The following is a 12,622-nucleotide window of genomic DNA, read 5'->3' on the forward strand; positions in this document are numbered from 1 at the left end:
GTAAGGGAGAAGCTGAAGGAGTTATGAAAACCTTCACGGAAGGCTTCAATATGAATGTTATCAAAGTTGATGCAAAGGATCGCTTCATGAACAAGCTTAATGGTGTATCAGATCCAGAGCAAAAGCGTAAAATCATCGGTAATGAATTCATTTATGTCTTTGATGATGAAGCTGCAAAGCTTGAAGGAATCGAATTCCTTGCACAAGGAACATTATATACGGATATCATTGAAAGCGGTACAGCAACTGCTCAAACGATTAAATCCCACCATAATGTTGGTGGACTTCCAGAAGATATGCAATTTAAATTAATCGAGCCTTTGAATACACTTTTCAAGGATGAAGTTCGTGCTCTTGGAACGGAGCTAGGTATTCCTGATGAAGTGGTATGGAGACAACCATTCCCAGGTCCAGGTCTAGGTATTCGTGTATTAGGAGAAATTACAGAAGATAAGTTAGAAATCGTCCGTGAATCAGACTATATTCTACGTGAAGAAATTAAGAATGCAGGTCTTGATCGTGATATTTGGCAATACTTCACGGTACTTCCTAATATCCGAAGTGTAGGGGTTATGGGAGATGCCCGCACGTATGACTATACGATTGGTATCCGTGCAGTTACTTCTATCGATGGTATGACATCTGATTGGGCCCGTATTCCTTGGGACGTACTTGAAAAAATCTCAGTCAGAATCGTTAATGAAGTAGCCCACGTTAATCGTGTTGTTTACGATATTACGAGCAAACCACCTGCAACTATCGAGTGGGAATAACAAAATACGAACAAAAAAAGACGAACATAAAAAAATGTTCGTCTTTTTCATTGACAGTAATTTGCTTTCTTGTTATTATGAATATGCAATCATAATTCAAATCATAAATCGTCGTATAATATTGGGGATATGGCCCAAAAGTTTCTACCAAGCTGCCGTTAACGGCTTGACTACGATGTGAAAGAGTTCTAGGTTTATAGGGTTTTGTTTTACAAGAACCTATCAAACCAATCCTTTCACTTCTCGTACGCTCAAGCTTCGTCCTTAACGGAAACGAAGCTTTTTTGTTGTCAAAAACCTGTATTTCATGACATTTCCATTTCGGAGGGAAACGAGAATGAAGAAGTATTTTCAATTTGATGAGTTAGGCACGAACTATCGTCGTGAAATAATCGGGGGGCTAACAACATTTTTAGCTATGGCTTATATCCTTGTTGTTAATCCTCTCACTTTAACTTTACAAAGTATTCCGGATTTACCAGATGCAATGAGAATGGATTATGGAGCTGTATTCGTAGCCACTGCGCTTGCTGCAGCAGTCGGATCGATACTCATGGGACTAATAGCCAGATATCCAATCGCATTAGCTCCTGGTATGGGATTAAACGCATTTTTCGCTTATACAGTAGTGTTAACTTATGGAATTCCTTGGCAAACAGCTTTAACTGGAGTGTTGATTTCGGGGGTTATCTTCGTTGGATTATCGCTTTCTGGTATTCGAGAAAAAATCATTAATGCTATTCCGGTAGAATTGAAGTATGCTGTTGGAGCAGGTATCGGTTTATTTATTACCTTCATTGGATTCCAAAACGCAGGAATCATCGTAAATAATGATGCGGTATTGGTAGGTTTAGGTGACCTTACAAATGGCAACGCGTTATTAGCTATTTTTGGTTTAGTAATTACAGTTATCATGATGACAAGAGGTTGGAATGGTGGCATATTTATCGGTATGGTCCTTACGTCTATCGTAGGTATGATGTTTGGTTTAATCGATGTACCTAAACAAATCGTTGGTGCTGTACCTAGCTTATCGCCAACTTTCGGTGCTGCCTTTGAAGCATTTGCTGCTCCTGGTGAAAAACTGTTCACGATTCAAATTTTAGTCGTTATTTTAACGTTCCTTTTCGTAGCATTCTTTGATACAGCTGGAACTTTGGTAGCTGTTGCTAACCAAGCAGGTCTAATGAAAGGCAATGTTCTTCCAAGAGCGGGTAAAGGTTTATTCGCAGATTCACTAGCAATCGTAGTTGGTGCTATTTTTGGATCATCTACTACTACGTCTTATATTGAATCATCAGCGGGTGTTGCAGCCGGTGCGAGATCTGGTTTTGCAGCAGTTGTAACAGGATTGTTATTTGTACTATCTATTTTCTTCTTCCCATTACTATCCGTTATTACAGCACCAGTAACGGCTCCTGCCTTAATCATCGTTGGGGTGTTAATGGTATCGGCTGTGAAAAACATTGAATGGGATCGCTTTGAAATCGCAGTTCCGGCATTCTTAACCATTATTGCAATGCCATTGACATACAGCATTGCAACTGGAATCGCGATTGGGTTTGTTTTCTATCCAATTACAATGATCGTAAAAGGTAGAATGAAAGAAATTCATCCAATCATGTACGGATTATTTATTATCTTCTTGAGCTACTTTATTTTCTTAGTCTAATCATTAAAACCGTAGGCCAAATATGAGGTCTGCGGTTTTTTATATTGGCCGTTTAAAAAGCTGTGCTCAAATATTGAGATAAATAGTAAGTAAAACAATCATTTTAAGGACTTTTAACCCCATTTTTTCCTTTATTATTGGAATCATCTTCATTTCTGCTTTAAAACCCGATATCCAGTATGATTTTTTTGGTGGGATCAGTATCTTTTATCGAAACTGAAAAATTTATTATCGAAAATGGAAAAATACATTTGAAACCTGGAAAAATAAAATCGAGACGGTCAAAATATCAACGAAAACCCAAGAATATCGATTTTTCGACAAATCTAACTCTGCAATAAAACAAAAATTCTCAAAAGGCTAGACCATTTTAAGTAAGTGTAGTTTAGGTTATAAATGAGGGTGTTTTATAAATGTCTAACTTTACACTTTGTTGTCCAAATTCTGTACATGATTCCTCCAAATGTGAATACGATTTTACGACAGTGCTAATTTTATAAATTGGTATAAAACTTGCAAGATAATCAGTCATCACAATTAAGGGGGAATCAGAATGAAATTAGAACAAAGCTGTGCGTTAGTGACAGGTGGGGCATCTGGGCTAGGAGAAGCGACTGTTAGGCATATTGTTACAAATGGAGGAAAAGCGGTCATTGTCGATTTGTCTGACGAACGAGCCGAGAAGTTATGCGCTGAATTGGGTGAAAATGTATCATACATTAAAACGGATGTGACAAATGAGGAAGATGTAATTCGAGCTGTTCAATATGCAGTAGATAAAATGGGCTCTCTGAATACGGTTGTTAATTGTGCTGGTATCGGGATTGCTAGCAAACTATTAAGTAAAAAAGGTGTTCATGATTTGGGGTTATTCTCTAAAGTGATTGGAGTTAATTTAGTAGGGACATTTAATGTCATCCGCCTTGCAGCTGAAAAAATGGTGCAAAATGAAGTGCTCGAAACAGGTGAAAGAGGTGTCATTATCAATACAGCTTCTGTAGCCGCTTTTGAGGGACAAATCGGTCAAGCGGCGTACAGTGCATCTAAAGGTGGGGTAGTGGGGATGACGCTTCCAATAGCAAGGGAGCTGGCTCCTTTCGGAATTAGAGTGATGACCATCGCTCCTGGCCTTTTCCATACGCCAATGTTTGACTCTTTACCAGAAGAAGCGCGAGAATCATTAGGGAAAATGGTTCCGTTCCCAACGAGACTAGGATATCCTGCAGAGTATGGTCACCTTGTTGGTTCTATTGTTGAGAACCCAATGTTAAACGGGGAAACGATTCGCTTGGATGGAGCGATAAGAATGCAACCAAAATAAGAAGGAAATAAAGAGCTAGTACGTCTTAATGATGTACTAGCTCTTTATATTAGTAGATTAATTGTAAATTGTAACTCATTCAGATAGTATTAATTTTATAATATTTCGATAATTTATATAGGAAGGGAGGGTCATTGTGATTCGGTTTGAGGATATCATTTCACGGTTTGATGGGAAAATTACGGAAGAAACCACTTTAGGTGAAGCGATCCAGTATATGTTGCATCATAAATGGAACTTGGTGCCTGTAACGGATAAAGGCGGAAAATTAACTGGCGTTTTTACGAGAAGTGAAATGTACAAAATGATTTTAGAAGAAAAAGAGTTAACCACACCTATTCGTGATGCTATTAAGACACAGGCTTTTACGTTGCAAACGGATACCCCTTTTGAAATCGTTGAGAAAATGGTCCAAAACAGTCCGGTAGGAACAGGAGTTGTTCTCAATCCATCTGGTGGAGTAGCTGGCCTATTTACAAAAACAGACATGGTGCTGGCCCTTTTAGAATCTTCAAATCTTTTAAAAGAGCAGATGGAGACCATTCTTCAACATTCTCCTATCGGGGTGCTCATGACGGACGAAAATAGTATGGTCACATACATTAATGACCGTATTTGTGAGATGAGCGGAAAGAGTCCATCAGATCTATTGCAAATTAATTTAGTGTGTCTTTTCCCAGAATTTGCTGAGCTGCTGCAAAGGCAAAATACAAAGGGGGAAGCGGAGTACATTTCCCTTTCTTTTCCGAGGTGTAAGACAGTTGCTTACCTTACTACCTATCAAAGAATGGGTGGACAAAAGGGTTATATTGCGTTATTCCATGATATTTCGGAGCTGGAGAGAATCTCTCTAGATTTAGAGACGGTAAAAAATTTAAAGAGAATGCTAGAAACAGCTTTGGAAAACGCCTATGACGGGATTATCATGACAGATAAAAAGGGACGGGTGGAGATGGTGAGTCCGCCGTTCTTAGAATTGTTTAATCTTGATAAGTCCCGCATTATTGGGCGAAAAATTGACGAAGTTCTACCTTCACTTAAACTTACTCATGTTTTTGAAACGCAGATGGCGGAATTCAGTGATTTTCAGGAGGAAAATGGGATTTCTTATATTGTTCACCGAATTCCTATTATGCAGGATGGTGTGGTGATTGGAGTCATCGGAAAAATCATGTTCCGTCACCTTCATGAGGTTAATAATCTTCTGAAGAAATTACAGAAGGCTGAAAATAAAGCCAACTTTTATAAGAAACAATATAAACAATCAGAATCAGCAAGGTTTTCGTGGGAGCATATTCACTCGAACGATCCTTACATGGAGAAGTTAAAAAGAAGTGCTGCAAAAGCTGCCAAGGGACGCTCCACCATTTTAATCAGGGGAGAAAGTGGGACTGGTAAGGAGTTATTTGCTCATGCGATACATAATGGAAGTGCTAGGTGTGAGGAGAAATTTGTTGAAGTGAACTGTGCTGCTATTCCAGAAGATTTGCTTGAATCAGAGTTTTTCGGATATGAAGAAGGAGCGTTTACTGGTGCTAAGCAGAAAGGGAAAATCGGAAAATTCGACCTAGCGAATGGGGGGACACTATTTCTTGATGAAGTTGGCGATATGTCGCTTTCTTTGCAAGCAAAATTGTTAAGGGTTCTTCAAGAACGAGAATTTTACCGAGTAGGTGGGACCACTAGAATTAAGGTAGATGTTCGAATAATTGCGGCTACCAATCGAAATCTAGAGGAGATGGTGAAAAACGGATCATTCCGAGAAGATCTATATTATCGACTAAATGTTATTTCATTTAGGATACCAGCTCTACGTGAACGTCCAAGGGATATAGAAGTGCTTATGGAAGTGATTATAGAGGAGATGAATCGCTTACTCGGAACAAGCATTACGGGAATTTCTTCTTTAGCTAGGAATGCATTTCTGGAATATCATTGGCCTGGGAATGTCCGTGAATTAAAGAATGTTTTAGAACGTGCGATGACCTTTGCTGAACACGGGAAAATTAAAATAGAGGATTTACCTGAATATATGAATAAAATTGAATCCTTTCAGACTTTTCCTGCAGGAACTCTGTATGAAGAGTCTGAAAAGAAGGCGATTCAAAAAGCCCTACTCCAATCCAGAGGGAATAAAGCGGAAGCAGCTCGTTTACTTGGGATTAGCCGGTCAGGACTGTATGAGAAAATAAAAAAATTTGATATAACTACGCAAAGTGTCCGTTAAATGGACACTTTTTTCATTGATATGGACAGTAGCTGTACAGGAAAGAGCTTAATAGATATAGAAATATATGAAGAGATAAGAATTTAGAAAATTGGCACAATAATTGCATCTATATTATCCATATTGGAAAAGGGAGAGATGTTGATGCAAATTGGTGCTTATGTAGCTCAAAACGCGAGAAAATTTCCGAATAAATTAGCGATTTATTGTGAAGGTAGATCCTATACGTACAAACAGTTTAATGAAGAAGTTAATCGATTGGCTCATGGGTTGCTCTCTCTAGGAATCCAAGTGGGAGATAAGGTTGCCATTATGATGAAGAATTCTGATCACTTTGTCTTTTCTTTTTTTGCTGCTGCGAAGGTTGGAGCGGTTATTGTTCCTGTCAATACTCGCCTTACCGTAACTGAAACACACTACATATTAGAGCAATCGGATAGTGCTTATGTCATCATCGATTCAGAGTTCGAAGCAATCATGAACGAGGCGAGAGCAAAAACAAAGGTCAAACATGTGATAGTAGTAGGCTCCACTTTGATTGAAGGCCATTTATCCTATGAGAATATAAAGTCCTATAATATGGAAGAACCTAGTGTAGGTCTAACAGAACAGAATGACTTGGAGATACTTTATACTTCAGGCACCACTGGACGACCGAAGGGAGCTTTGTTTGATCACCATCGTATCTTTAAAGTGGGAATCACCATGATGGCTGCTATGGGCATTAACCAGCATGATCGCTTTTTGCATATAGCCCCACTTTTCCATTCCGCACAACTGAACTTATTTTTGATTTCTGGTGTGTTTTTAGGAGCCACCCATTATATCCATCGTGATTTTCACCCAGTTAAAGTCCTTCAAGCAATTCAAGAACATAAAATCACTTTTTTCTTTGGTGTACCAGCCATGTATAACTTCCTTCTACAAGTTCCTGATTATCAGAAATACGACCTTTCTTCCATATCAAGGTGTGGATATGGTGCAGCTCCGATGGCTCCTGAATTAGTCAAAAAAACCATCGATTTATTTAAAACTGACCAATTCTATAACTTATGCGGTTTGACTGAAGCGGGCCCTAGTGGGATTTATCTAGATCCAGAAGGACATAAGGAGCATCTAGGGAAAGCAGGCAAAGCAGTTTTCCTTACAGAGGCAAGAGTAGTGACGGAATCAGGGGAAGATATCATGCCTGGAGCAGTTGGTGAGTTGATCCTTCGAGGAGATACCATCATGAAAGAGTATTATAAAAAGCCTGTTGAGACGGCACTTGCTATCAAGGATGGGTGGTTATATACAGGTGATTTAGCGACGATTGACCATGATGGGTTTATGACTCTTGTGGATAGAAAGAAGGATATGATCATATCAGGTGGAGAAAATGTTTATTCGATAGAAGTGGAGCAAGTGTTATATGAACATCCGTCTATTTTAGAGGCAGCTGTCATAGGACTGCCGGATGAAGTGTGGGGAGAGGCGGTCTGTGCTGTAATTGTACCAAAAGCTGGTGTCACCGTTGAAGAAGTGGAGTTAAGGGATTTTTGCCGTAAAAAACTAGCAGGCTTTAAGGTACCAAGAAAGGTTTTTATTGAAAAGGAGCTTCCGAGAAACGCATCAGGAAAGATTCTGAAATACCAACTGAAACAATCCCATCAACAACTGATTTCAACCACTATAGAGGAGTGAAAAAATGAAGCACCCTTATTTAACGGAGGATCATGATATTTTCCGAAAATCATTGAGAAAGTTTTTGGACAAAGAGGCATACCCTTTCTATGAGAAATGGGAAGAAGATCGGATGATTCCTCGTTCTTTTTGGAAGAAGATGGGAGAGCAAGGATATCTATGCCCGGACCTACCTGAGGAATACGGGGGCAGTGATGTAGATTGGGGATTCTCGGTCATAATCAATGAAGAGTTAGAGCGAGTCGGTTCTGGTTCAGTTGGTGTCGGCCTTCATAATGATATTGTAGTTCCTTATATCACAGCCTTTGGGAATGAGGAGCAAAAGAAACGTTGGTTGCCAAAGTGTGTGACTGGTGAATTTATTACCGCTATTGCCATGACGGAGCCGGGGGCTGGTTCGGATTTAGCGAATATACAGACTACCGCTGTGTTGGAGGGTGACCACTATATTGTCAATGGACAAAAGACGTTTATTACAAACGGTATTCAATCCGATTTAATTGTCGTCGCAGTCAAAACAGACCTAAAAGCGGTTCCAAAACATAAAGGAATTAGTTTATTAGTTATTGAAAGAGACACGCCAGGTTTTAGTAGAGGTAGAAAATTAAATAAAGTGGGTCTCCATTGCCAAGATACAGCGGAGCTTATTTTCGAAGATTGTCGTGTTCCTAAAGAGAACCTTCTAGGAGAAGAAGGGAAAGGTTTTCTTTACATGATGGATAAGTTGCAGCAGGAGCGTCTACTTGTAGCAATTGCCGCACAGGTAGCTGCTGAAGACATGTTAGAGCAAACGATGGATTATGTGAAAAGTCGAACTGCATTTGGAAAGTCAATCGGACAATTCCAAAATACCCAATTCAAAATTGCGGAAATGGCCACCGACATTGAAATGGGAAGAGCTTTCCTGGATCAATTGATAGCAGAGCATATAGGTGGGAAAAATGTTGTCACCAAGGTTTCCATGGCAAAGTGGAAATTGACAGAGGTTGCGAAAAAAGTAGCTGCTGAGTGTATGCAGCTTCATGGTGGTTATGGATATATGGAGGAATACAAGATTGCTAGAAGATATCGAGACATCCCGGTCGCAAGTATTTATGCGGGAACTAATGAAATCATGAAGACTATAATTGCAAAAAATTTAGGGTTATAGATTTCATATTAAAGCAAACGAGGAGGACACAATGAGGCAAGCAGTTATAGTAGAAGGGGTACGTACCCCAGTTGGTAGAAGAAATGGTTACTTAAAGGATATTCGTCCGGATGATTTGGCTGGTGCGGTGTTAGCAGAGTTGGTAAATCGTTCAGGAATTGATGCAGGCTTAGTGGATGATGTGATATTAGGGTGTGTTTCTCAAGTGGGGGAGCAAGCAGGGGATATTGCGAGGGTTGCTGCTTTGATAGCTGGATTCCCGATTGAAGTTCCGGGTACGACAATTGATAGGCAATGTGGATCAAGTCAGCAAGCTGTCCATTTCGCGGCACAAGCCATCTTGTCTGGTGATATGGATGTGGTTATTGCTGGTGGAGTAGAAAGTATGTCCCGCATTCCAATCGGTTCGAATTATCAAGGTGCTCCACTCAGTAATCAACTAAAGAGTAGGTATGAAACGATTCATCAAGGATTATCGGCCGAAAGAATTGCGGATCAGTATGGGTTCTCAAGAGAAGACCTGGATCGATTTGCGCTAGAAAGTCATGAGAAAGCGTTAAAGGCACAAGAAGCAGGTTACTTTGATTCAGAGATTATGCCGATTCATGTGACGTTAGAAAATGGGGAAAAAGTAACCGTTACAAGTGATACGGGCCCAAGGAAAGGTACGACGTTTGAGGCACTTTCTGCATTAAAGCCCGCCTTCGTGGAAAATGGGAAAATCCATGCGGGAAATGCAAGTCAAATTAGCGATGGTGCAGCAGCCCTGCTGATTATGAGCCGTGAAAAGGCAGAGGAACTAGGAGTAAAACCGAAATTCCTAATTCATACGAGAGTTGTAGTTGGCTCTGATCCTACTTTGATGTTGACGGGTCCAATTCCAGCAACCAAAAAAGCACTTGAAAAATCGGGTTTATCTATTAATGACATCGATGTGTTTGAGGTGAATGAAGCTTTTTCTCCTGTCGCATTGGCTTGGTTGAAAGAAACAGGGGCTGATCCGAAAAAGCTAAATCCTAATGGTGGAGCCATTGCACTGGGGCACCCACTTGGAGCAAGTGGAGCTAGAATTATGATTTCCATGATGAGTGAGTTGGAACGCACGGGTGGTCGTTATGGATTGCAAACGATGTGTGAAGGACACGGAATGGCGAATGCTACGATTATTGAGAGAATTATAGATTAAATCGGGAGGTTTGGCGATGACAATTACCATAGGTAAAATCTTTGATTTAACGGTAAAAAAGTTCCCTGGAAAAGAAGCTCTATATGACACGAGAAGTAAGGTTCGTATGACGTATGCTCAATGGAACGAGGAAGTAAATCAGCTTGCGAATGCCCTTCGTACAGAAGGTGTCAAAAAAGGCGACCGTGTTTCGACGTTTTTGTTCAATCGCGAAGAATTGGCGACAGCATTTTTTGCCTGTGCCAAGCTAGGGGCTGTTTTTAATCCTATCAATTTCCGACTGATGTCAGAAGAAGTTGCGTACATTTTGCAGGATGCTTCTCCGAAGGTTGTTCTGTTTGAAAAATCATTGGAACCAGTCATCGCTAGAATTGAAAACCGATTTCCTCACATAGCGTTTTGGTATACAGATGAAGAAGTACCTCAATACGCCAAGAGTTATAAAAGGGAAGTAGCTCAAGCTCCTTTCCATTTCGTAGCTGAAAAAGTAGAGGAAACTGATACGTATGCCATTATGTATACAAGTGGCACAACAGGAAGGCCAAAAGGAGTTATCCATCGCCATCGTGAAATGGTCGAACAAAGTCTAGTACTCATTCAGTCTACTAAACTTGATCAGCATGACCGAGGGCTAATTGTAGCTCCGATGTTTCATTGCGCTGAGTTGCATTGTTCTTTCTTGCCCCGTGTTCATATTGGGGCTTCGAACGTGATCATGCATCATTTTCAACCTGAACAAGTTTTGGAGGAAGTTGAAACAGAGAAAATCACGAAATTTTTCGCAGCTCCCACTATGTGGAATATGATCCTTCAAGAGAACATAGAAAAGTACGATATTTCAAGTCTTAAGCTAGGACTGTATGGTGCAGCTCCTATGGCTCCTGTACTAGTCAGAGCTTGTCAAGAAAAGCTAGGTGTAAATTTAGTTCAAGCATACGGGATGACGGAAATGGGTCCTGCCATCACGGTATTAGCTGAAGAGGATCAAATTCGAAAGGCTGGATCAGCTGGTCAAGCGATTCTCAATCATGAGATACGAATTGTAAGGCCCAATGAAGCTGGTCCCTCAGACCCGGATGATATTCTGCCTCCTGGTGAACCAGGGGAGATCATTGTTCAAGGTCCTTCCATGATGGCGGGCTATTTCAACCGAGTTGAGGCAACGGGAAATGCGATGTACAAAGGGTGGTACCATTCGGGTGATATTGGTTATCTCGATGAAGATGGTTTCCTTTTTGTTAAGGATCGCGTTGATGACATGATTATTAGTGGGGGAGAAAATGTTTATCCTCGTGAAGTTGAAGATGTGTTGTATGAGCATCCGGGAGTTCTGGATGTAGCGGTAATTGGTCAACCCGATGACAGGTGGGGAGAGACAGTCACTGCTTTTGTAGTTGCAAAAGACCCTTCTCTAACAAGTGAAGACCTGGATCTATTCTGCAAGAACAGTGATAAGCTGGCAAACTATAAACGACCAAGAAAATACATTTTTTCTGAAAGCATGCCGAGAAATGCCAGTGGCAAAATTCAGAAGTTCATCCTTAGAAAACGATTGGAAGAAGAACTTGCTGCTGACAAATCTTCTTCCCCAATAGTTTAAGAGGTGGTAGAGATGCTCAAAGGGATTAGAGTTGTAGACTTTTCGCATTACATTCCAGGTCCATACGCTTCCTTGAGATTAGCGGAACTCGGGGCGGAAGTCATTAAAATTGAACCGCTAACAGGGGATTTGGCAAGAGGTACTGGAGAAGATGGAACCGTTTTTCAGGCGCATAATCGCCAGAAAAAAAGTGTTGCACTCGATTTGAAAAATGAAAGTGACAAAATGAAAGCTATCGAAATCATTAAAGAAGCGGATGTAATGATCGAGAGCTTCAGGCCGGGTGTTATGAACAGATTAGGTTTAGGTTATGAAGATATTAAGATTGTACATCCTGGCATCGTCTATTGTGCCGTTACAGGGTACGGGGATAAAGGTCCTCTTAGTCATATGGGTAGTCATGATATCAACTATCTATCTTTAAGTGGGGTATTGGCGCAATTAAAAGATGACCATGGAAAACCGATACATCCGACTCATACGTTAGCGGATTATTTTGGAGGATTAGCTGCAAGTGAAAGAATACTAGCAGCCCTCCTAGCTAAGGTGAAAACAGGAGAGGGAAGCTATCATTGTGTTTCGATTACTGAAGCAGTGGCCTCTACAATGGCAAACCATGTTATGTATGATCAAGTATTTAGTTATAAACAGGGAATCCCAGTTTTAAGTGGTTCGATCGTTTCATATGGTTTGTATGAAACGAAAGATAAAAGGTATATCAGCTTAGCTGCACTTGAAGAGAAGTTCTGGAGAAATTTCTGTCAGGCAGTCGATCGTATGGAGTGGTTATCTTACCACCACTCTAAAGCTGTTGATACCAATAGAACATACCTGGAAATGAAAGCGCTTATTAAAAGGAGAACCATATCTGAGTGGACAGAATTTGGAATGAGTGTGGATTGTTGTCTAACTCCGGTTTTGGAAGTGGATGAAGTGAGGTATCATCCTTATTTCGTTCATAACAAGCAAGTTTATGATTCCGTCTGGGGAGAGATGCAGGTTAGTATGCA

General features: G+C 40.4%; 9 protein-coding genes and 1 riboswitch. All 9 genes read left to right on the forward strand.

Annotated features, from left to right (window positions below):
• On the forward strand, positions 1 to 773 hold a 773-nt coding region (gene guaA, locus DBX25_RS21520), incomplete at its 5' end, for a glutamine-hydrolyzing GMP synthase (RefSeq protein WP_240620402.1).
• Positions 774 to 864: 91 nt separating this feature from the next.
• Positions 865 to 966, forward strand: a riboswitch (purine riboswitch).
• Positions 967 to 1,110: 144 nt separating this feature from the next.
• Positions 1,111 to 2,445: an NCS2 family permease gene (locus DBX25_RS18130; protein ID WP_108672190.1), complete on the forward strand. Its 1,335-nt coding sequence runs from the start codon at positions 1,111 to 1,113 to the stop codon at positions 2,443 to 2,445.
• A gap of 553 nt (positions 2,446 to 2,998) precedes the next feature.
• A complete protein-coding gene (locus DBX25_RS18135; RefSeq protein ID WP_108672191.1) occupies positions 2,999 to 3,766 on the forward strand; it encodes a 3-hydroxyacyl-CoA dehydrogenase in 768 nt (255 codons plus the stop codon).
• Positions 3,767 to 3,902: 136 nt separating this feature from the next.
• Positions 3,903 to 5,993, forward strand: a complete 2,091-nt coding sequence (locus DBX25_RS18140) for a sigma-54-dependent Fis family transcriptional regulator (protein ID WP_108672192.1) — start codon at positions 3,903 to 3,905, stop codon at positions 5,991 to 5,993.
• Positions 5,994 to 6,137: 144 nt separating this feature from the next.
• On the forward strand, positions 6,138 to 7,676 hold the full coding sequence (locus tag DBX25_RS18145) for an acyl-CoA synthetase (protein WP_108672193.1): 1,539 nt from the start codon (positions 6,138 to 6,140) through the stop codon (positions 7,674 to 7,676).
• A 4-nt stretch (positions 7,677 to 7,680) separates the two neighbouring features.
• Positions 7,681 to 8,826, forward strand: a complete 1,146-nt coding sequence (locus DBX25_RS18150; RefSeq protein ID WP_108672194.1) for an acyl-CoA dehydrogenase family protein — start codon at positions 7,681 to 7,683, stop codon at positions 8,824 to 8,826.
• Positions 8,827 to 8,857: 31 nt separating this feature from the next.
• Entirely contained in the window at positions 8,858 to 10,012 is a 1,155-nt protein-coding gene (locus DBX25_RS18155; RefSeq protein WP_108672195.1) for a thiolase family protein, read from the forward strand.
• Between the two features lie 16 nt (positions 10,013 to 10,028).
• Positions 10,029 to 11,612: a fatty acid--CoA ligase gene (locus tag DBX25_RS18160; protein ID WP_108672196.1), complete on the forward strand. Its 1,584-nt coding sequence runs from the start codon at positions 10,029 to 10,031 to the stop codon at positions 11,610 to 11,612.
• Positions 11,613 to 11,624: 12 nt separating this feature from the next.
• The coding region (locus DBX25_RS18165; RefSeq protein ID WP_240620404.1) for a CaiB/BaiF CoA transferase family protein at positions 11,625 to 12,622 on the forward strand (998 nt) is incomplete at its 3' end.

Origin of the sequence: Peribacillus acanthi, from assembly GCF_003073175.1 — a bacterium.
Classification (GTDB): Bacteria; Bacillota; Bacilli; order Bacillales; family DSM-1321; genus Bacillus_BN; species Bacillus_BN acanthi.

Coding starts and splice junctions, on each gene's coding strand:
- DBX25_RS18160 (WP_108672196.1), top strand. CDS start 10,029: ATGACAATTACCATAGGTAAAATCTTTGATTTAACGGTAAAAAAGTTC.
- DBX25_RS18150 (WP_108672194.1), top strand. CDS start 7,681: ATGAAGCACCCTTATTTAACGGAGGATCATGATATTTTCCGAAAATCA.
- DBX25_RS18145 (WP_108672193.1), top strand. CDS start 6,138: ATGCAAATTGGTGCTTATGTAGCTCAAAACGCGAGAAAATTTCCGAAT.
- DBX25_RS18155 (WP_108672195.1), top strand. CDS start 8,858: ATGAGGCAAGCAGTTATAGTAGAAGGGGTACGTACCCCAGTTGGTAGA.
- DBX25_RS18135 (WP_108672191.1), top strand. CDS start 2,999: ATGAAATTAGAACAAAGCTGTGCGTTAGTGACAGGTGGGGCATCTGGG.
- DBX25_RS18130 (WP_108672190.1), top strand. CDS start 1,111: ATGAAGAAGTATTTTCAATTTGATGAGTTAGGCACGAACTATCGTCGT.